Raw genomic sequence first — 20,331 nt, forward strand, 5'->3', positions numbered from 1 at the left:
TTCTGTCGTAATTTAATACTTTATCCGTTCGCTTTAAATTTCAAATCACTTTTTCAATTTCGTAAATTTAAAATTCTAAAATTTAAATGTGCCTGCTAAGCTGAGCGGCCGCACAAAATCTATTTTAACCGAGATTTTATCTTATTTAGTTAGAATTGTTGTTATTTTTAAAGGAGAAAAAATGAAAAAACTACTAGTTTACGCCACCAAAGGCGGCGATACGAAGGTCGTGAGCGAATACATCGCTTCAAAGCTCGGCTTTGAGATCAAGGAGGCCAAAGAGCTAAATGAGGAGGATTTGGCGGGCGCTAGCGCGTTTATTTTTGCGGCTTCGACGCACGGCGACGGACAGATCCAGGCTAAATTTGACGACAAATTGGAGCTTTTGAATAAAACTGATTTTGACGGAAGGAAGGTCGCGCTCGTCGGCGTCGGTAACGTCGAGCGCCACGGCAACGATTTTTGCAGCGGCATGAGTGCGTTTTTGCCGGTGCTTAAAAAGGCCGATCTCATCGGCGCTTGGGGCGTGGAGGGCTATAAATTTAAACATTCACGCGCCTTCATAAACGGCAAATTCGTGGGTCTTACGATCGATTTTAAGGGCGACGAGCACTGGCAGGCAAGAGCCGATAAATGGATCACCGCGGTTGGAAGCGAGTTTTAAATATTTCAGCTTTTGCACGACCGAGCGAGCTTTGGGCTTATCGAGCCTAAAGCTCGTTAAATTTCCCCATTAAATTTCACGCTTCGCTTGAAAGCGGAGCCCTCTTAAATTTTACTCGCCACAGCGTTAGAATTTCCGCCGCATTCAAGCGCCGCCTGCTCATGCCGCGTAAAATTTATCGCTAGCGGAGGCTGTAAATTCCAACTTGCCGCGTAGATTACTATAAACATAGCAAAAATTTAATTTGCGATGTTTTGTTTATGCACTATAATTTCCGCCCACAGCGCCAGTGTAGCACCTGCGCATTAAAATTCTAATCTCATATTAAAATTTTACTTACGCGTCAAAATTACGCTCGCGGCACCTATGTATCGCCCGCACGTTAAAATTTCACGCTCTGCTTCCGAGCGGGGCTCCCTCGTCAAAATTTTAAAATTTTTAATTCAAAAAGTCGCTGTGTTTTACAAGCCGTACCGCTTAAAATCGCGTAGATAGGCTAAATTTTATCCGCCCAAGCTTCAATTCTGCTCGCGCGGCGGTCAATTCAATACGGCAAATTTAATGCGATCGATTTATAAAATCATCGCCCGAACTTCAAATATCAGCGCCGCATTAGAAAAGTTATTTTATAATAACCGCATATCAAAATTTAAGGCGATCTATGAAAAGGCTTCTAATTTTCGTCATTTTTGCGCTGGCCGCTCTCGCCGCGGCGATCTACTTCAATCTCGATAGGCGCGAAGAGGTCACGCACAAGGCCTACGGCATCATCGATATCAGGCAGAGCTCGCTTAGCTTCGAGCGCAGCGGCCGCATTAGCGCGCTTTATCGCGACGAGGGCGATTTCGTGCAGGCTGGCGACGTCTTGGCGGCTCTGGATACGGCGGATCTGAGTTTTCAAAGACAGGTTCAGATCGCGAGATGCGACGGGCTTAAATTTAGCTTGCAAAAGCTGCAAAGCGGCTTTCGTAGCGAGGAGATCGAGATGGCGGCGGCGAACGTAAGCGCGCTGCAAAACGCCCTACAGCTCGCTACTTTGACGAACGAGCGCCTAAAAAGCCTAGGTAAAACCAACTCCGCATCCAAGCAGCAGATCGACGAGGCGTTTTACTCGATGAAGCGCACGCAAGCCCAGCTGCAAAGCGCGCAGGCTAATCTGCGCCAGCTTCAAAGCGGCTACCGCAGCGAGGATGTAGGCGCTGCGCGCGCAAATTTGGCAAGCTGCGAGGAAAATCTAAAATATCTGAACTACCAAATCGAGACGCAAAGCGTGCTAAAAGCGCCCTTTAGCGGGCAGATCAGAGCGCGCCTGAAGGAGCTTGGCGACATCAGCATACCCAGCGTGGGCGTTTTTGAGCTCAGCGAAGTAAAAAACAAGCGCGCGAAATTTTATCTAAGCGAAAATCAGCTCCGCTTCCTGCGTGCCGGACAGAGCGTGCGGATCATCGCTGCGGACGGCTCTAGCGCGAGCGCAAAGGTCGCCTACGTGAGCCAAACCGCGATGTACACGCCCCGCACGGTGCAGACCGAGGAGCTGCGCGCAGATCTCGTGTGGGAGGCGCGCGCCGATTTTAGCGACGAAGATGAGCAGTTTCGCTTAGGTCAGCCGATCAGCGTGGAATTTTAACGCGCAAGCGTTGCGCGCGAAATTTTAATGCACGAGCGAAATTTAGCGTGGGCGGCACTTTGGAGACTGCGGGCGAAATTTAGATAGTAAAGCTCGCTGCCCAGCAAATTTTACGCAATGTCGCGCGAGCCGTGCATACGGCGTGGGTCTGATGAAATTTTAAAAGCGCGCTTCGAGATGGAATTTAGACGGTGCTTGCTCGGCAGAGCAGGGCGATAAATTTTCGTCGCGCCTAAAATAGATCGTCTCGGCGGCGAGTAAAATTTTGGCGAAATTTTGGCGCAAAGCAGCGCGGGTTAAATTTTAAAATTTGCATCTCGGCGGAGAATAGGTAAAAGCCGGACGGTAGAGCGGGAGCGGGCTTTGTTTCTAGCAGGCGTTTTGCGATAAACAAACAGCGATTGAACCGAGCGCGGACGGCGGTAAAATTTCGCTACGAAACAAGCGGCGCGATCAAATACAGGTTGCAAACGGCGGTGAAATTTTACCCCAAAGGACGCGGTAGCTGAGTCGGTACTATACAAAGAAAGCCGAAACTAGGTATAAATTCGCCAAAAAGCGCGACGGCGGTAAAATTTCATCGCAAGAGGCGCGACGCAGATAGAGAGCTCGGCGCTCACAGCTCGCCAGGTGTCTGAAAACTCGCTTGCGTTTTGAAGCGAATTTATCGCGGGCGCTCACGGAGCGCTCGATGTTTAGGATCGCGACGTTTTATGCGCGGATAGTTCGCGGCGTGCGACGCGAAATTTAAAGCGCGCGGCGGTTGTAAAACCAAGATGCCGCGGCTGTCACAAAACTAAGACGCCGTAGCGGTCGCAAAACCACGACGTCTCAGCGGCTGCAGAAGCAGGGCGTTGCGATAAAGAGCGCCTTTTAGGCGTGCATAGGTCTCGTTCGTCGCGCCAAGCGACGGGGCGAGTAAATAAAATTTGGAGCTAGGCTTGGATCTACTAAATATCGTAAATTTAAAGAAATTTTACCTGCGAGAGGATCGTAGCAAAAACGTCGTTTTTGAAAATTTCGATCTGCGAATCGGCGCCTCGCCGCGGCTCATCAGCCTCACGGGCCCCGACGGCGCGGGCAAATCCACGCTTTTAAAGCTCATCTGCGGCATCATCGCGCCCGATTACGGCGAGATAAAATTTGCCGGCTTCACCCCTAGCGGCGAAAATAAAGAATTCGTCCGCGCAAACGGCTATATGTCGCAGAGCTTGGGGCTTTACGAGGAGCTTAGCGTCTGGCAAAATTTAAACATCTTCGCGGGCCTAAAAGGGCTCGATCTAAAAGACGGCGCGGAGTATCTGCGCGGGCTTTTGCGCCGCGTGGGGCTTTTGAGCTTTAAAGATTACGCCGTGGATTCGCTCTCCGGCGGGATGAAACAAAAACTTGGCGTTGCGTGCGCTATCGCGGCTCGTCCGCGGCTTTTGGTGCTCGACGAGCCCACCGTCGGCGTCGATCCGCTCTCGCGCAGCGAGTTGTGGGCGATCGTGCGCGAGTATCTGGATCAAAGCGGCGCGAAATGCATATTTTCGACGGCGTATTTCGACGAGGCGGCGGATGCCGATCTGACGCTGATCTTACTCGGCGGTAAGATCATAGCGCAGGAGCGCGCCGCAAAGATCACCGCAGCGCTGCGGGATCGCACCTTTCGCATCGACGGCGAGGATTATCAGAGCCTGGCGCGCCGCTTGATGTTTAAGACGCAGAGGTTTTTAAAAAACTCCCCGCTCATCGACATCTGCCCCAGAGACGGCAGCGTCGATCTGCTAAGCGAGGAGCCGATAAGCCTGCGCGATCTGCAGGAGTTTTTAAACGCAAGCCTAGAGGGTGATGGCGAAAATACAGAGCGCGAAAACGGGAGCGACAAAGACACAGAGTGCGAAAACGGGCGCGACGAAAATTTTAAAATTTCAAACGAAAACGAGGGCGTTAAATTTAGCGAAAACGAAAGCGCGAAATTTAAACTCAGTCCGCGCGAAGCGAGCCTGGAGGATGCGTATATTTTTCTAAACAAAGCAGAGATCGGTGCGGCAAACTTCGGCTACGAAAAAAAGAGCTTTGATGCGGCTCAAACCGTCATCAAAGTGCGCGACGTGAGTAAAAAATTCGGCTCCTTCACCGCCGTGGAAAATACGAGTTTTGAGGTCAAAAAGGGCGAGATTTTCGGCCTTCTGGGTCCAAACGGCGCGGGCAAAACGACGACGTTTCGTATGATCTGCGCGCTTTTGGGGATGAGCGGGGGCGAGATCTCGGTCATGGGCGAGGATCTGCGCCGCGCCAAATCATCGATCAGATCGCGCATCGGCTATGTCTCGCAAAAATTTTCGCTTTATAAAAAGCTAAGCTGCTATCAAAATTTAGAGTATTTCGGCCGCAGCTACGGCATCGGCGGAGTAGCGCTGAAACGGCGCATAGAGGAGCTTTTGAGCGAGTTTGGCTTGCAGCGGCTGCGAAACGAGACGTGGCAGAACCTGCCGTTCGGCGCGGGGCGCAACCTTTCGATGGCGTGCGCGCTCATCCACCGCCCCGAGATTTTGTTTCTCGACGAGGCCACCAGCGGCGCCGATCCGCTCTCGCGCAGGCTCTTTTGGAACCGCATAAACGCGCTGGCGCGCACCGGCGTGAGCGTGGTCGTGACGACGCATTTTATGGAGGAGGCGGAGTATTGCGATCGGTTTTTGATCCAAGATTGCGGCAAAATCCTAGCGCTGGGCAGCCCCGACGAGGTCTGCGTACAGCACGGGCGGCGGCTTAGCGTGCAGCAGGCCTTCATAAACGAGGTGCAAAAATTTAGAAGCGAGGCGGGCGATGAGGGCTTTTGATCTAAATTTTACGCGAGCAGCGAGGATTTTTGATCCAAATTTTATGCGGGCGGGGCGAAAACCGGTGCGCCCGCGCGATAAAATTTTAAGCGGCGCAAGGGTCTTGCGGGGCGATGAAATTTTAAACGGCGGCGGAATTTTGAGCGGCTTGGCTCTTAATGTCGGTAAAATTCTAAGCGGCGGAATTTTAAACGGCGGCAAATCTTGGATCGATAATAAAATTTTGAAAGGTTGCGAAATTTTAAATGAGACGTCGCGCGGCGGGACACGGCGTGGATTTTTTAGATGGATACTGCGCGAGCTCTGCGCCGAAGCGAGTTCGCTTCATCTGCTCCACAAATTTCAAAGCGCGAGCGGCTCGCAAACGGATTATAAATTTAAAAGGGTGACCGCTCTGCAAACAGATCGTAAATTTAAAATGGCGGTCAGTCTGCGAGTAGCTTGTAAATTTAAAACCCCGATGCAAAAATTTCATCGCGGATCTTCCGCTGCCGTAGAGCTTTTGCGTCAAAAATCTCACAGCAAGACCGTGCCGCGCAACTGCTTAAAATTTCAAAGCCCGCCGTATGTGCTCGCACGATTAAATTTTCAGGGCGCGATGAGCGAAATGGGCGCGGGCAGTCCGTCTGCGCCGTTAAAATTTCAAATCTCGGTTGCCGCACCTTCGCAATTAAAATTTAGGGATGTGCCAAATGCGATCCCGCGGCTAAAATTTCAAAATGCGGTAGCTGCGGTCGCCGAATTTGCGCGATCAAAATTCGGGAGCTCGTCGCGCGCAGCGCAGCGGCGCAAAATCCGAGTACAGGGGAAGGGCGGATGAACTTTACCTTTTTAAAAATCCTCGTAAAAAAGGAGTTCGCGCAGATCGCAAAGGACCGATCGGCGCTCGTGATCGCGTTTTTGATGCCGCTAATTTTGGTCGTGATCTACGGATACGCGATGCGGATGGACATAAAGCCCATCAAGGTGGGCTTCGTAAGCGATCTGGGCTCCAAAATCGAGCGGGATCTGCTCGGCGGATTTTTGGGCTCAAAATACCTGCAAACCCGCGTTTACACGGATTTAGAGAGCGCGAGGAGAGATTTTAAGGTGCATGAGATTGAGAGTATTTTATATTTTGATCCACGCTTTGCAGCGAAATTTCAAAGCACTTTGGGCGGGCTCGGCGGCGCGGGCGGCGGCGTAAATTTGAACCTCTCTGGCGATGAAAGCTCCTCCACGCGCGGCGCAAGCGATATCCAGAATATGAACGGCGGCGAAAATGTCCGTCCGCTTGAGAACGACAGCGCGGGCGCTAGCACGGAGAGTGGCATAAACACCTCCACGGGCGGCTCTAGTGCAAGCGGCGAGGGTTCATACGGCAACGGCTCGGAAACGGGCGGCAACGGAGTAAATTCAAGCAGCGCGACCGCAAATTCTAGCGGCAGTAGTATGGGCGCGACTGCGAATTTCGCCGGCGCAAATTCTCGCAGTAACGATACGGGCGGTATGAGCGCAAATTCCGGTAGCAGTGCAGGTGACATAGGCGCAAATCAAGGCGGCGTAAATTTAATCGGCGACGTGGGCGATACGAATGCTGGTTTTATCGGCGGCACGGACGATCTCCAAAATACTAGCGGCGGCGCCAATACAAACCCTTACGCTAACGGCGCGGGTGGCGCTGTAAATAACGGCGGCTTAAGTAGTGCAGGCGGCGCTGCAAATAACAGTGGCAGCTCAAGTAATGTAGGCAGCTCAAGTAATGTAGGAGGCGGTGGCGCGAGCAACTCAGACAAAGACGGCGCCGAAATTTTTCTTATCCAAAACGCCACGCAGTCGCAGCTCGCGCTTCTTAGCTATGTTTACGTTGCAGGCGTAATCGAGCAGGTTTTGGCGCAAGATTACGGCTTTTTAAACGCAAATTTAAACTCCGCCGCAAAGCCCGTCAGCGTGAATTATCGCAGCTGGTTCAACGAAGCCAACGAATCGACGTGGTATCTCGTATCTGCCGAGTACGTGGGGATTTTAGGGCTCATCTGCCTATTTATGGTCGCGGTCGTGATCTCGCGCGAATGGGACCGCGGCACGATCGCCTCGCTTTACAACTCCAACGCAAGCGCGCTTGAGATCGTCACTGCCAAGGTCGGCGCGTATTATTTCCTGGCGCTTTTGGGCGGCGCGATGACGCTCGTTTACGGGCAGGTGCTTTTGGGCATCCCGATCCGCGGCAGCGTGGCGATGCTGCTGGCGACGCTGTGCGTCTTCGTGCTGGAGATGACCTGCCTAGGCATGCTGATCTCGGCGATCTGCAAAAATCAATTCCTAGCGCAGGAATACGCCATCGTCATCGGCTACCTACCCGTGACGCTGCTTAGCGGCATGATATTCGATCTGCGCGGACTGCCCGCGGCGGTCAACTTCATCGGGCACCTGCTGCCGCCCACATACGCGGTCGAGTCCTTTCGCATCTGCTTCCTCTCGGGCGGACAGAGCGCGACGCTGTGGGTAAACCTCGCTATTCAGGCGCTCGGAGCGGTTCTGTTTTTCAGCTTGTGCGTACTTAGCGTAAAAAGGGGCGCACGATGAAATTTTTAAAATTTTCGCGCAAACAAACAGAGCGTGGATATGAAATTTTAAAATTTCTCGGCGCGAGACGCTTTAGCTTGCGAACGGCGACGACGGAGTTTTTAAATTTAACACCCGCGCCGTCACGCAATGGATTTAGAAATTTAAAATTTACGTCCGTGCCACGCAATCGGTTTGAAATTTTAAAATTTACGCTTGCTTTAGCGCGTCTTGCGGACACAGCGCAAAATTTCATATCGCGAAATGGATTTAAAATTTTAAAATTTATTCAAGAGCTACCGTTCGCTCTGCGCTGCATTTTGTCGCGCGCGAATAAAGTCAAAATCGAAGCAGGGCGCGGATGCGGCATAGCAGAAAAACGGCGCGCGGTTAAGCTTAACCATGCGGGCGGATATTTGAATTCTGCGCGGCACTACATAGCGCGATTTTGTAGCGCAGCTGCACGGCACGGCTACGAAGTAGGGCGCGTGGAAAATTTTAGCAAATTTGGCCTCACAAGCGCGCTTTTAAATTTCATCTCCTTGCTGTCGCGTAAATTTAAACTTGCGCTTTTAAAATTTATGCGCGAGATGCCGCGCGATAGATCTGAAATTTTAAATTTTACGCCCAAGCCGAGTAATCGGTTTGAAATTTTAAAATTTACGCTCGCGCCGCATAAATTTAAACCCGCGTCCATTCCGCTTTTAAATTTTATTTCAAATTTCACTCCGCACGCACGCACCGCTAAATTTGAAAATGGCGTTAAATTTAAAGGTGCCGCTAAATTTAAAAGGGGTGCGCGATGAACGCTCTGCGAAAATCACTGCTTCGAATTCGCGCGCTTATTAAAAAGGAATTTTTGGCGATGTTTCGCGACAAGGGCACGCGCATGGTGTTGATCGTGCCGGTGCTGGTGCAGGCGATCATATTCGGCTACGGCGCGAATTTCACCCCCGAGCAGGTGCGCTACGCGATTTTGGACGATGCCCGCGATGCAACGTCCGCTGCGCTGGTACAGCAGATCGCCGCTACGCCGATGTTTAAGACCGAACTTGGCTGCAAAGACCCAACCTGCCTGCGCCGCGCGGTAAGCGAGGGCGAGGCGATAATCGGGATCTATTTCGGCAGCGATTTTAAGGACACGCACGAGCTTTTGATCATCGCGGATTCGCGTAATACGACCTTGGCAAACACCGTCATCGGCTTCGTGCAAGCCATAGCGGGGGAATACAACGCGCAGCATTTTGTTAATTTAATCAGCATAAATCCGCGCTATGTTTTTAACGAAAACACGATCACGCGCTACACGATCATGACGGGGATGATTTTGGGGCTTTCGATGATTCAGGTGCTGATGCTATCGGCGTTTAGCGTCTCCCGCGAGCGCGAGGAGGGGAGCTTCGATATGATGCTGATGACGCCCGCGAACCCGCTTGAGATGCTGATCGGCAAAGCCGTGCCGCCCGTGCTGATCGCGATCGCGCAGGGGCTCGCGCTGTTTTTGATCTGCGTATTTTACTTCGAAATTCCGTTTCGAGGGCACTTTGCGCACCTTTTTGCGATCATCGCGATCTTTAGCGCATGCAACGTAGGCATCGGCCTCGTGATCTCGACCGTCTGCAAAACCTCGCTACAATCGGTCGTGAGCTCGTTTTTGTTCCTGCTGCCGTGCATTATGATAAGCGGGCTGATAACGCCTGCGGACGCGATGCCGCGGTGGTTTTACTACATCGCGCACCTCGATCCTATGTATTATGCCAACAACTGCATGTGGCGGATCTATCTGGAGGGGGCGAGCTTGAGCGAGCTGTGGCATCTCATCGTGCCGCTGCTGCTGATCGGCGCGGGTACGATGGCGCTGGCCGCGTCGCTTTTTAGAAATAAGCTGGATTAGGGATTAGATCGGAATTTTAGAATTTCAGCTGGAATTTTGGCTTGGATTTTGCTTCGTCGGAATTTTTGGATTGAACCTCTGCTTAAAATTTTAAATTGATCGCGGAATTTCAGTTTGGAATTTTGCCCTAAATTTTGCGCGTTCGTAGCGGATAAAATTAAATCAAAATTCCGTGTTTCCACCCGATGCGTCGCGCGTCGCGATAAAATTCCGCGCCTTAAATTTTAAAAATTTTGCGAAATTCCGTCTTGCGAATAGAGTTAGAATTTAAATCCAGGGTTGCCCGGGCGTCTTGCGGCAGTCGTATCATCTGCGCTCGCCTTGGAAGCGGGCTTTTTCGCATCGTCTGCGTCTGATTTCTTAAAAAGTGGCGAGTTTTCTGTAAATGCTTGGTTTTTCGCCGTCCGCACCTAGCTTGGCGCCGTCAAGCTCGCTAGAATTTTCCGCGCCGCATAACCTTGCGGGGTTGAATTTTATCCACGCTATGATTAGCAAAATCCCCGAAAACGCCGTTACCAGCGACACTGCGATTAGATACGGCAGAGCGAGGATTACGCCTATTTTAGCTAGCGCGCCCGATGCCGCTTCGCAGGGCCACGTCACGGACACCACTATGCCGTAGATTTTAAATAAATCCACGCCGCTAAGTGTGGCTAGGCGGCAGTTTAATACGCCCCAGATTATCACCGCTGCGCACGTCGAAAGGACGTAGAGCAGGGTGTAGAGTAGATCAAGCATCGCGCCCTCTTTTAGCGCTACTACCATGGCGCAGTAGCACAAAATCGCGACGATTGGGATACTTTCTATCAGTCTATAGGTCTTAACGAAGCGCACGCCTAGTGCCTTTTCTAGGCAAACGAAGCAGTCGTAAAATATCGCTAGTGTCGCTAGCGGCGCTAAAACTCTAAAAATCGCGACCGCGTCCTCGTCTATGCTGCTTACGCCCACCGTGCCGCTTATGCCGATGCCTAGCAAAATCACGGCACCTAAAACTCCGCGGAATTTCGCCTTGCGAAGCAGATCTTGCTTTGAAATTTCTTTCATTTTTATCCTTTGAATTTTCTAAATTTACGTGCTATCTTACGGCTTTACTGCTGCGGCAGCGCGCTTGACATTGCTATAACAGCGCGGCTTGGACGTTGCGGTTTAGACTTACAAAAGGCGTGGTCGCCGCAAAACGAAAGCGCTTCGGCTTAGGCGAGCTTTTCTATCTTGCTCCAAGCTAGCAGGTGCACGACGCCGGTTATTATGAGGGCAGCAAACGGCAAAAATTCCTTAAATGATGTGGCGACTAAAACCGCATCGGAATCGCCAATTTGCGGCTTGGAATTAGCCAAACCGAAGGGTCCCGCGCCGCACAGTATATTTAGCGCTAAAAAGCCCACGCAGAGCCATACATAGGTGCGAAAGGCGCTCACGCCGCTTACTCGCGCCAAAGAGAAATTTATGCGAAGCCACGCTACGATTATGTAGATTGCGGCTGCGGGTACCGCTAAATTCCATATTGTCTCTCCTGTTGTCTCTCTAACCATCTCTTCTCTACAAGAACTTATCGGATGAAATAATGAAAACACCGAGATGCAGATGAAAACAATTATGCAGTTGCGGTAAAGCGCCGCCGCTTTTATCCCGCTAAGAGCTGAAATTTTGCTGAGCGCTCTTAACCTATAAATCACCGAGAAGCAAATAAAAGCGATAAAAATTCCACCTATGATCACGATATTATATGGATACCCGGTATGCCCTCAAAAACAAAGTCTATCGCCATCAAAACCACTGGTAACGCCGCTAAAAACAGATCAATGCCGGTGCTGATCATCCCATTTTTTCTTGCTTGAGATACGGTGTCTTGCACGTCGTATAACTCCTTTTAAAAATTTATTTCAATATGCAAAAAGCAGATGTAAAACGCTAATCAAACCGAAAAGAGCGAAATTTTATCGTGACAAGAGGTTTATGAAATTTAAAATTTAAACCTCCGCGCTTATCTTTTCTATCTTGCTCCAGGCTAGTAGGTGCACGATGCCAGTTATTATGAGAGCGGCAAACGGCAGGAGCAGTTTAAGCATTACGACAGCAATAGCTAAAGCCGAGACCTGCTCGGTCCGCGGCTCGGAGGAAATAGCTATAGCAATAATCGCTGCATTGCATAGTATATTTAGCACAAAAAGCCCCACACAAAGCCACACATAAGTCCGAAAGGTACTCACGCCGCTTACGCGCGCCAAAGAGAAATTTATGCGAAACCATGCGACGATTATGTAAATAACGCCTGCGAAAAGCGCTAGTCCAAATATCGCCACAAATGGGTTATCGCTCTGCCCGCCGTCTGCGTCAGGCTCCCTCGGATAAAGGTAATTAAGCACGAGCGCTAGCGCAAAAAAGCAGACGCAGATTATTATGCAGTTGCGGTAAAGCACCGCCGCTTTTATGCCGCTAAGCATTGAAATTTTGCGGAGAGCTCTTAGCCTGAAAAATACCGAAACACACAAAAGAGCAAAAATAATTCCGCCAGTGATATAGGTAGCCGTCTTGTTGGTGCTAAGCCCTAGCATGCCGCCAGTAGCAATATCTAGCGCAACTAAAGTCGCAGGCACTGCCGCTAAAAACAGATCGATGCCGGTGCTGATCATCCCCTCTTTTCTTGCCTGAGATACGAGATCTTGCATAATAAGCCTTTTTAAAATTTATCCCGAAGTATACATAAATCGATGTAAAGCAGGAATTAAATAGCTAAATTTAAAATTTCAAAATTTCGTCGCGGCAAGCTTGCAAACTACGAAATTTCGGAATTCCAGGAATTCTACCAGAGCGAGAATAAAATTCCGTCACTGGATTTTAAAACGAAATTCCGCCTGTGGATTTGCGGGGCAGAATTTCGCGGCGGAATTTCAAATCTCAAGCGTGGCATACTTTCATCGCACGTTTCGCAAACCGGCAAGTCGCAAGTAGAATTCCGCTATGAGATTTTGATTGAAATTCTAAGGCAGGATTTAAAGGTTAAATTCCGAGATTTAAATTTAGATCAAGGCAAAATCCCGCGATTTAAAATTTTGCGCCGATTGATGAGTTGCTTTGTCGCGCCGCTACTTCACCTGCGCGCTGAAAATTTGCGTGATGCTGGGGATTTGCTCGCCCGCAACGTCAAATTCCGCCGTTTTGATCTGTACGCTGTAGAGCGAGCTAAGCGCGGCTTCGGTTAAAATTTCGTTGCTTGCGCCGTAGTTGTAGCTAAGATCATTTCGCAAGATTAGTGTGCGATCGGCGACTGCGAGGGCGTGGTTAGGCTGATGGGTGGTAAAAACTATACTCGCATCGCTATTTGAGCGTAGATTTGTGATGAGGCTTAGCACGCGGTCTTGGTTTTTGATATCAAGCGCGCTGGCAGGCTCGTCCAAAAACAGCACGTCGCTGCCGCTAGCTAGGGCTCTAGCAAAGAGCACGAGCTGCCTCTGCCCGCCGCTAAGGGCGTTAAAGCTGCGCTTTTGCAGATGGGCGACGCCTAGCGTATCCAGAGCGTCAAGGCAGATTTGAATATCCTTTTTGCCCGGTTTTGAAAAGAGCGAGATCTCGCGTACCCGCCCCATCAGTACGATGTCAAGCACGCTGTAATCAAACGCGACGTTAAAGCTTTGAGGCAAGAAAGCAAATTTTGCCTTGCGTACGATCTCGCCTTCTTTAGGCTGTAAAATCCCCATCATACACGACATTAGCGTGCTTTTACCTTGCCCGTTTAAGCCCAAAATCGCTAATGTTTGAGAGCTGGCAAGCTCGAAGCTTAAGTTGCGAAAGCAGAATTTTTCCGCCTCGTAGTAAAAGCCAGCATTTTTTACCTCAATTAGATTTTGCATTTTTGGCACTCCTTTTTAGAAGTAGGGCAAAGATCGGGCTTCCTATGAGAGCGGATAGAATTCCTAAAGGAATTTCGGCGCTACTTAGCGAGCGAGATAGATCGTCGATTGCCAGCATAAAGATCGCTCCTGCGATGAAGCAGGCAGGCATTAGCTTCACGTGGTCGTTGCCCGCGATGAGCCTGGTGGCGTGCGGCACTACAAGACCTACCCAGCCGATATTTCCGCTGACGCTAACTTGTACGGCGATCAGAGCGGTGCAAAGCGCTAGGATAGTGCAGCGCAGAAACTTAACGTCCACGCCTAGCACGCGCAAATCATCATCATTTAGGCTGAGTAGATTAAACCGCCATCTCAGCGCGATTAATACTGCAGAAGCGGGCAGGGCGATCGCGCACATCAAAATTACCTTATCGTATCCTGCGCTTACGAAGCTTCCCAGTAGCCAAAAAACGATATTAGGCAGCACTTCCTCATCGTCTGCTAGATACTGCACTAAGCTCGTAAGTGCGGCAAATACGCCGTTAATGACTATACCTGCCAAAATGAGCGAGAAAATATCGGCGCGTGCTACGAATTTTGCCAAAAGATAGAGCAAAAATAGCGCCGCAAGTCCGAAGCAAAATGCAAAACCCGCAAGCCATAAGCCGCTCAATCCTAGCAAGATACAAAGCGCGCCGCCGAATGCTGCTGCGGTACTCACGCCTACGATGTGCGGGCCAACGAGCGGGTTTTTAAATACCGCCTGCAAGCTCAAACCCGCGATAGCAAGCGCTCCACCGCAAAGGCTGGAGAGTAGAATGCGCGGAATTCTAACATCCAGCATCACACTTTTGGCGGCTTCATCGCCGCCTCCGCTAAAGAGAATTTTAAAAATTTCTTCTAACGGTATATGAAACTGCCCACTAGCGAGCGAGATTATCGCCAGCACTACCCAAAAAAGAAGCAGGATCACGTTTAGCATTATTTTTGATATTTGACGCGGTAAAATTTCTCGTAGAATTCCTCTACTTTTTTATCAAAGTTTGCGTCCTTAAAATTTTGCGGATAAAGTTTCATCGCAAGCCATTCCTCACCAAGCGCCATTGCTTCGGCAGTCGGATGACCCCAGGCTTTAACGAATTCGGGCATTAGATAAATTCTATCCTCTTTCACGGCGCTAAGACCTTTTAGCGCAGGGTTTGCTTTAAGCTCGGCAGGTACTTGAGGATAGCGGTTTTGCACTAAGATAATCTGCGGATTCCATGCTAAAATTTGCTCCGGCGAAACCTGTTTGTAGCCCTTTATATCTGCAGCGGCAACGTTCGTCGCACCCGCTCTTGCTAACATTACGCCAGTATATTTGCCGCTACCGTAGGTCGTAAGATCAGGATTTGCCATATAAACTCTAGGTCTTTTATCTACGATAAAATTACTAAATTTGGCATTTAAATCAGCTTGCGATTTTTTAACGAAATCTATTAGTTCAGCGGCATCCTTTTCGTGATTGCTTAGTTCGCCTAGAATTTTAACCCCCTCGTAAAAGCCCTCATCGTAAGCAGCGAAGCTATCGCGCTCATCTTTAAAGGTCGGATTTAGCTTAGCTTTTTCCTCTTGTGCAGAGCTGAAAAATGAAATACCTACGACTGGGATTTTCAACTCCTCCATTTTAGCGATATATTCTTTAGGGAAGTAGTTGACCACTACGACCGCATCGGGCTTTAGACTAAGCAGAGCTTCGTAATTGACATCTTTGATATCGCCTGGATTAGGTAGGTTTTTAAAACTCGGTGCCAAACGATTATACTCTTTGCCTAGGCGCTGCTCCCAGCTTTTTAGGATGCCTACGACCTTATCTTGGGCGTTGATTTCGTTTAAGACATTGAGCGCTTCGTGGTGTAGCACGACGATACGATTTACTTGATCCGGGATCGTGACCTTGCGACCGAGCTGATCGGTAATCGTGCGATCTGCAAAAGCCAGGCTAGCGCAAAGCGCTGCACCAAGAAGGATTGAGTGAAGTTTAAGCATTTTTTCTCCTTGAAAATTCCGCAAAATATGCGGGGTTAGAATAGCGGAATTATAGCTGATCGGCATAAAATCCAGATAAATTTTTATATAAATTATTTCATTTTGTCGTGGGGGATTTCAGATGTTTTCGTAGGGCAGAATTTTGTGATTTTACGCAGAATTTTGCTGGCAAAAATTTTTACCCGTCTCCTCTAGGCTGGCCGGATACTGCCAGGTGCCAAGCGAAACCGATTAGTTTTTTGATTTATTTTGCAGGCGTCGTCCATAAGTTTTTATTCCAAAGCTCCGCGCCCGCAATGCCTTTAATCCTAATCCAGGCGATAAGTTCTAAAATTTCAGATAAAAAAATCGCTATAAGTATGATACATACCGCTGTTACATTGCTTATTTTCGGAAGATTAACGAATACATTCATAATATTTAGAAGTATCCAATACATAAAATATAATCCTCCACAGAAGTAAAAAATCTTATTTGTAGCAGCTTTGCCTAGTTTATAATACATTAGTATCAACACTATGTAATTAATAGTTTTAAGTGCTGGAATTACAACAAGAAAGATATTGCTCCATATGGCAATCAGCGTCGCTTCGTTTTGATAACTAAACCCTATATTTTGAGTTGTTCTAATAACAGAATAGAATGTATCTACAAAAGATTCTCTGTGGCTATGAAAGAAGTAATTGAGAGTTTCCGAGCTCGCGATATTTATAGCATACAATAAAAATGCGATAACCATGATAGTCCAAAGCACTCGAGCAATAAAGGTAATTAAATACGTCCTAAAGACCTTACTATCGGAGATATCAGAGATAATTTTGGTTGCCGAGAGTTTAAAAATCATCGAGGTGAAAATCATGGCAACAATTACGGCGGCAACGCCTAAAAATTTGCTTATTTCAACGTTATGCCAAAACTCACAACAAACCCAAATGATCAGATAAGTGCAGATTGCCAAAACGCTAGAGGTTATACCGCGAAATTTTATGGCGCTTAAAATTTTAGGGTTCATAAAGTTGTGCCTTTGGAATTTTAAAATCTATGGCGGATTATACTTGCGGGGTTTGAAATTTAGATAAATTTAGAAACTGCGAGTTGCCAAATTTTAGAATTTAGCGTCGAGTGTGAGAAATCTACTAATAGCAATACGAGGGGGAGGGCGCAAGCAAAATTTGAATGGAATTTAATCTATTTTGTTTAAAAGGTTGAATTCCGAAAGAGGGCAAATTGGCAATTTGGGAGTAAACGTAGGGTAATTTGGCTTTTGTGCTAATAAATTATGAAATTTTATTTTATACCGCACAGCGTGTTTGCATCATAAAGTAATTAACTTTAAATTTAAAAGCTAAATGGAACGATAGTAAAGTAAAAAAACTCATATATAGAGAAAACTCGCATTTTCGCATTTTGTCTCTTTGGGTTCTTTGAGTCGATATACGATAAATAGTGTTAAAAAGCGCTATGGTTCCCATAATCTTAGATATTTTATATTGAAAACTATAATTTTCAAGTAAAAATCTAATACGAAATTAACATATAATTATATGAATAATTTCATGTATTTTTGACGTATTTGGTGTTTTTATTAGAAGAATTTTTACATAAATCTATATTCAATAATTTATCCGTGACTTCAAATAAAATCAGCAGGATAATGGATGGTATTTATTACAAGAATGAAATAGGATAAATATCTAAATTGGGCGGAAATGAAATTTTACTTATGTGAATAGTTTAAAATTTGAAATATGGGAAGCTATCGCGCCAAGATGAGTGTCCTCTTTTATTCAATAACCAGGCGCATTAGATACATATCTTCGCCGTCGATTACGCTGATTTCGGAGCTTTTGCAGCGCGGGCAAGAGAAGTCGTTTTGCGTCAAATCTCCGCTAAAACCGCAGTTTTTGCATTTTACGACGATCTCTTGGGTATGGATGACGAGATCAGCATTTTCGCAGACGGTGCCTGCGCGAAAGACTTCATAGCAGTTTTGCAAATAATGCGCTTCCACGCCGCTTAGCCGCCCTATTTTTACGTGCAGTTCCCTTATTTGCGGACTTTTTAAACCAAATGTATCGTAAGATGCCTCCGGATTTGCATCCAAATTTTTATAAAAATCACCGTTTTTTCCGTTCGAGTCCGTATCCGCAACACCCGTATTTTCGGTATTCTCGGTGTCCATGTGAGTATTCGCGGAATTCGTATTTTCATTGGCGGTATCGGCGATGTCGCAACGATTTTTATCGCCTTGCTCGGCTGCGCCTTTTTTCTTTGCTTTTTCGGCGTTTAGCGCCTTTTCACATAGCGCCACAAGATCCACTACGATCGATAGTTCATGCATTTTTTCCTCTAAATTTTACGGCCGTGCCGTATTTTGTGCGAAATTTTGTTGTAAATTTAAAAACGTGCTCTGAAATTTAGGCTTAAATTTGCACGCAAATTTAACAAATCCGCGGCAGTAGCTCGCCTTTTGGAAGCTCCAAAAATCGCTGCGATCCGTAGGCGTTTTGCAAAATCACTCGCCCTTTTGTCGCATAGGGAGCTTGAAATTGTTCCGCCCTATTTTCTGACGCCGCGTCCGTATCGCTTATGCCCGTAAATTCGTCTTGCGCGCTAAGCTTCGGCGTCAAAGTACCCTCAAATTCGCCCCCGCCGTGCCCTACTTCGCGTACCTCGCCGATGATTGCGGCGTTTGCGTCAAATTCGCGCAGTATCTCAAGCGCCCTATCCGCCTCGGCGTCATCTTTTACGATCGCTACGAAAGTGCCTTCGTTTGCAAGCTCGTAGGGCTCGAAGCCCAGTAGCTCGCACACGCCCACTACTTCGTCGCTGATTTTGATATCCTCTTCGCGCACCAAAAATTCAAGCCCGCTAGAGTTTGCAAATTCGTTCAAAACCGCGCTGAGCCCGCCGCGCGTCGCATCTCGCATCGCCTGGATCTTCACGCCTTGCAAGATCAGCTTTTCGACCGCGCCGCAAAGCGGTTTGCAGTCGCTTTGTAGCTCGCTACTTAGCGCGATCTCGTCGCGTGCCGCGAGTATCACCGCTCCGTGCCGCCCGATGTCGCCGCTAAGTAGGATTTTTGCGCCCGCTTTGATGTTTTGCACGCGCGCAGGTCGCAAAACACGGCCGATGCCGCTAGTGTTGATGAAAATTTTATCGCATTTGCCGCGCGGCACGACCTTTGTGTCGCCGCAAACGATACGAACGCCGCAGCTTCGCGCAGTGCTTGCCATCGAGTCCAGGATGCGTCGTAGCTCGCTTAGGCTAAACCCCTCCTCGATGATGAGCGCGCAGCTTAAAAACAACGGCTTTGCGCCCACCATCGCAAGGTCGTTGACGGTGCCGCAAACGGCGATCTTGCCGATATCGCCGCCGTTAAAGAACAGCGGCGTAACGACGAAACTATCGGTGCTGAAAGCTAGCTCGCCGCCAAAACTCGCAGAATTCAAAGTAGAGCTCGGCTTCGCGCGATCAAAACCCGCCCTGGCGTCTAAATTTAAATTTAGTATCGCACTGTCGTTGTTCGCGCGTAAAATTTCATTATCAAACGCCGCAAAGATCGTCTCGTTGATGAGCCTATTCATCTCCTCGCCGCCGCCGCCGTGGCTTAAAAGTATAGTTTCGTTCAAATTTTTCCTTTTCACTCGGTTTTAAATTTACAAGTCCGTATTGCGCAGTTAAACAAGCCGTGCCGCTACGGTGCCGCGCAAAATTTTAAAGCAAATTTAGTGCAACGATTCCGCTTCGGTTAAAATTTTAAAGTACGACTTGTTTTTAAAATTTACGCTCTGCTAGCCGGATACCGCGCGCAAAATTTAGCCCGCGTTTTTGACGTCGCCGTATTTATAGTACGCCGCGCATGCGCCTTCGCTTGAGACCATGCACGATCCTATCGGGTTTTGCGGCGTACAGTGCTTGCCGAAAACCTTGCAATCATAGGGGCTTTTTTTGCCTCGCAAAATTTCGCCGCAGATACAGGCCTTGCTCTCGGGAGCGCTCTGTACGCTGCAATCAAACTGCACCCTGGCATCCAGTGCCGCGTACTGCGGGCGCAACTTCATGCCGCTTTTTGGAATTTCGCCGAGCCCTCGCCACGGAAAATCGCAAATTTCAAAATATTTATCTATTAAATCTTGCGCTTTTTGGTTTCCGCCCTCTTTTACGACGCGCTCGTATTCATTGAAAACCTCGTAAGTACCGGCGTTTTGCTGCTCCACCAAATTTAATACGCCCGCCATTATGTCAAGCGGCTCAAATCCGCTTACGGCGATCGGTTTTTTGTAGTCTCGCGCAATGCTCTCGTAGACCTTCGCGCCGGTGATCACGCTTACGTGACTAGGCCCTAAAAACGCGTCTATCTGCACGTCCGCGCCGTCTAAGATCGCTCGCACGGGCGCGGGCACCGTAACGTGGTTGATGTGAAAAAAGAGATTTTTTAGCCCCAGGCTTAGCGCTTTATCGATCAGCACGGCGCTCATCGGCGTCGTCGTCTCAAAGCCGATCGCAAAAAATATCACCGTTTTTTGCGGATTTTCCTGCGCGATCTTTATGCAATCAAGCGGGCTATAAAGCGCTCTGATGTCGTGCCCCTCGCTGCGCAGCTTCTGCAAGCTCGTGCGAGAGCCGGGCACGCGCAGCATGTCTGCTAGAGTGCAAAAAATACTCTGCGGCATCGCGGCGAGCTTGATCGCCTCGTCGATACGACTGCGCGGCATCACGCATACCGGACAGCCGGGGCCGTGGATAAATTTAATATTTTCGCCGACCAGGCTCGGAAGGCCGAATTTCATGATCGAGTGCGTGTGTCCGCCGCAAATCTCCATGATGTTTAGCGGCTTTTTGCTTTTGGAAATTATCAGCTTGCTAAGCGCTAAAATCAGCTCCTTATCCCTAAAATCCTTGATTAGATCCATTAT

18 protein-coding genes are annotated in these 20,331 nt (G+C 48.6%); 7 read left to right on the forward strand and 11 right to left on the reverse strand.

Going from position 1 to position 20,331, the window contains the following annotated elements:
* Nucleotides 1-181 precede the first annotated feature (181 nt).
* The 7 genes from Q0323_RS05280 to Q0323_RS05310 all read left to right on the forward strand — a co-directional run bounded on the left by Q0323_RS05280 (nt 182) and on the right by Q0323_RS05310 (nt 9,551).
* Nucleotides 182-664, forward strand: a complete 483-nt coding sequence (locus Q0323_RS05280; protein WP_298052238.1) for a flavodoxin domain-containing protein — start codon at nt 182-184, stop codon at nt 662-664.
* 661 nt (nt 665-1,325) lie between these two features.
* Nucleotides 1,326-2,291, forward strand: a complete 966-nt coding sequence (locus tag Q0323_RS05285; RefSeq protein WP_298052239.1) for an HlyD family efflux transporter periplasmic adaptor subunit — start codon at nt 1,326-1,328, stop codon at nt 2,289-2,291.
* A 941-nt stretch (nt 2,292-3,232) separates the two neighbouring features.
* The gene (locus Q0323_RS05290) at nt 3,233-5,113 is read left to right on the forward strand and encodes an ATP-binding cassette domain-containing protein (RefSeq protein ID WP_298052241.1); all 1,881 of its coding nucleotides are present in this window, start codon (nt 3,233-3,235) and stop codon (nt 5,111-5,113) included.
* Entirely contained in the window at nt 5,100-5,933 is an 834-nt protein-coding gene (locus tag Q0323_RS05295) for a hypothetical protein (RefSeq protein ID WP_298052242.1), read from the forward strand. Before Q0323_RS05290 ends, Q0323_RS05295 begins: the two co-directional genes overlap by 14 nt.
* Entirely contained in the window at nt 5,930-7,678 is a 1,749-nt protein-coding gene (locus Q0323_RS05300; RefSeq protein ID WP_298052245.1) for an ABC transporter permease, read from the forward strand. The genes Q0323_RS05295 and Q0323_RS05300 overlap by 4 nt, the downstream gene beginning before the upstream one ends.
* Nucleotides 7,675-8,463: a hypothetical protein gene (locus tag Q0323_RS05305; protein ID WP_298052248.1), complete on the forward strand. Its 789-nt coding sequence runs from the start codon at nt 7,675-7,677 to the stop codon at nt 8,461-8,463. Before Q0323_RS05300 ends, Q0323_RS05305 begins: the two co-directional genes overlap by 4 nt.
* Nucleotides 8,460-9,551: an ABC transporter permease gene (locus Q0323_RS05310; RefSeq protein WP_298052251.1), complete on the forward strand. Its 1,092-nt coding sequence runs from the start codon at nt 8,460-8,462 to the stop codon at nt 9,549-9,551. The genes Q0323_RS05305 and Q0323_RS05310 overlap by 4 nt, the downstream gene beginning before the upstream one ends.
* Nucleotides 9,552-9,911: 360 nt before the next feature.
* Here the strand turns inward: Q0323_RS05310 and Q0323_RS05315 are convergent, their stop codons facing one another.
* From Q0323_RS05315 to hypD, 11 genes are all read right to left on the reverse strand, one after another.
* Nucleotides 9,912-10,595: a hypothetical protein gene (locus Q0323_RS05315; protein ID WP_298052254.1), complete on the reverse strand. Its 684-nt coding sequence runs from the start codon at nt 10,593-10,595 to the stop codon at nt 9,912-9,914.
* Nucleotides 10,596-10,744: 149 nt separating this feature from the next.
* Nucleotides 10,745-11,269: a hypothetical protein gene (locus Q0323_RS05320; RefSeq protein ID WP_298052257.1), complete on the reverse strand. Its 525-nt coding sequence runs from the start codon at nt 11,267-11,269 to the stop codon at nt 10,745-10,747.
* Nucleotides 11,266-11,406, reverse strand: coding sequence for a hypothetical protein (locus Q0323_RS05325; RefSeq protein ID WP_297943916.1), 141 nt, complete (start codon nt 11,404-11,406; stop codon nt 11,266-11,268). Before Q0323_RS05325 ends, Q0323_RS05320 begins: the two co-directional genes overlap by 4 nt.
* A 115-nt stretch (nt 11,407-11,521) precedes the next feature.
* Nucleotides 11,522-12,220, reverse strand: coding sequence for a hypothetical protein (locus tag Q0323_RS05330; protein ID WP_298052258.1), 699 nt, complete (start codon nt 12,218-12,220; stop codon nt 11,522-11,524).
* Nucleotides 12,221-12,637: 417 nt separating this feature from the next.
* Entirely contained in the window at nt 12,638-13,402 is a 765-nt protein-coding gene (locus Q0323_RS05335) for an ABC transporter ATP-binding protein (RefSeq protein WP_298052260.1), read from the reverse strand.
* Entirely contained in the window at nt 13,386-14,366 is a 981-nt protein-coding gene (locus Q0323_RS05340; protein WP_298052263.1) for an iron ABC transporter permease, read from the reverse strand. The genes Q0323_RS05335 and Q0323_RS05340 overlap by 17 nt, the downstream gene beginning before the upstream one ends.
* Nucleotides 14,366-15,412 (reverse strand): ABC transporter substrate-binding protein, encoded by a 1,047-nt coding sequence (locus tag Q0323_RS05345; protein ID WP_177388356.1) that lies wholly within the window; start codon nt 15,410-15,412, stop codon nt 14,366-14,368. Before Q0323_RS05345 ends, Q0323_RS05340 begins: the two co-directional genes overlap by 1 nt.
* A gap of 244 nt (nt 15,413-15,656) precedes the next feature.
* Nucleotides 15,657-16,424 (reverse strand): hypothetical protein, encoded by a 768-nt coding sequence (locus Q0323_RS05350; RefSeq protein ID WP_298052266.1) that lies wholly within the window; start codon nt 16,422-16,424, stop codon nt 15,657-15,659.
* Between the two features lie 771 nt (nt 16,425-17,195).
* Nucleotides 17,196-17,753 carry a hydrogenase maturation nickel metallochaperone HypA gene (locus tag Q0323_RS05355; RefSeq protein ID WP_298052269.1) on the reverse strand — a complete coding sequence of 186 codons (558 nt, stop codon included), beginning with the start codon at nt 17,751-17,753 and terminating at the stop codon, nt 17,196-17,198.
* Nucleotides 17,754-17,853: 100 nt separating this feature from the next.
* Complete coding sequence (gene hypE / locus Q0323_RS05360) at nt 17,854-19,044, reverse strand: hydrogenase expression/formation protein HypE (RefSeq protein WP_298052272.1); 1,191 nt, start codon at nt 19,042-19,044, stop codon at nt 17,854-17,856.
* Between the two features lie 186 nt (nt 19,045-19,230).
* The gene (gene hypD, locus Q0323_RS05365; protein ID WP_298052274.1) at nt 19,231-20,328 is read right to left on the reverse strand and encodes a hydrogenase formation protein HypD; all 1,098 of its coding nucleotides are present in this window, start codon (nt 20,326-20,328) and stop codon (nt 19,231-19,233) included.
* Nucleotides 20,329-20,331 lie beyond the last annotated feature (3 nt).

Origin of the sequence: uncultured Campylobacter sp. (assembly GCF_938030145.1) — a bacterium.
Taxonomy (GTDB): Bacteria; Campylobacterota; Campylobacteria; order Campylobacterales; family Campylobacteraceae; genus Campylobacter_B.

Bases quoted from the DNA above. Each gene is read 5' to 3' on its own strand.
- Q0323_RS05355 (WP_298052269.1), bottom strand. From the start codon at position 17,753: ATGCATGAACTATCGATCGTAGTGGATCTTGTGGCGCTATGTGAAAAG.
- Q0323_RS05330 (WP_298052258.1), bottom strand. From the start codon at position 12,220: ATGCAAGATCTCGTATCTCAGGCAAGAAAAGAGGGGATGATCAGCACC.
- Q0323_RS05285 (WP_298052239.1), top strand. From the start codon at position 1,326: ATGAAAAGGCTTCTAATTTTCGTCATTTTTGCGCTGGCCGCTCTCGCC.
- Q0323_RS05350 (WP_298052266.1), bottom strand. From the start codon at position 16,424: ATGAACCCTAAAATTTTAAGCGCCATAAAATTTCGCGGTATAACCTCT.
- Q0323_RS05300 (WP_298052245.1), top strand. From the start codon at position 5,930: ATGAACTTTACCTTTTTAAAAATCCTCGTAAAAAAGGAGTTCGCGCAG.
- Q0323_RS05335 (WP_298052260.1), bottom strand. From the start codon at position 13,402: ATGCAAAATCTAATTGAGGTAAAAAATGCTGGCTTTTACTACGAGGCG.
- Q0323_RS05345 (WP_177388356.1), bottom strand. From the start codon at position 15,412: ATGCTTAAACTTCACTCAATCCTTCTTGGTGCAGCGCTTTGCGCTAGC.
- Q0323_RS05315 (WP_298052254.1), bottom strand. From the start codon at position 10,595: ATGAAAGAAATTTCAAAGCAAGATCTGCTTCGCAAGGCGAAATTCCGC.
- Q0323_RS05340 (WP_298052263.1), bottom strand. From the start codon at position 14,366: ATGCTAAACGTGATCCTGCTTCTTTTTTGGGTAGTGCTGGCGATAATC.
- Q0323_RS05280 (WP_298052238.1), top strand. From the start codon at position 182: ATGAAAAAACTACTAGTTTACGCCACCAAAGGCGGCGATACGAAGGTC.
- Q0323_RS05310 (WP_298052251.1), top strand. From the start codon at position 8,460: ATGAACGCTCTGCGAAAATCACTGCTTCGAATTCGCGCGCTTATTAAA.
- hypD (WP_298052274.1), bottom strand. From the start codon at position 20,328: ATGGATCTAATCAAGGATTTTAGGGATAAGGAGCTGATTTTAGCGCTT.
- Q0323_RS05305 (WP_298052248.1), top strand. From the start codon at position 7,675: ATGAAATTTTTAAAATTTTCGCGCAAACAAACAGAGCGTGGATATGAA.
- Q0323_RS05295 (WP_298052242.1), top strand. From the start codon at position 5,100: ATGAGGGCTTTTGATCTAAATTTTACGCGAGCAGCGAGGATTTTTGAT.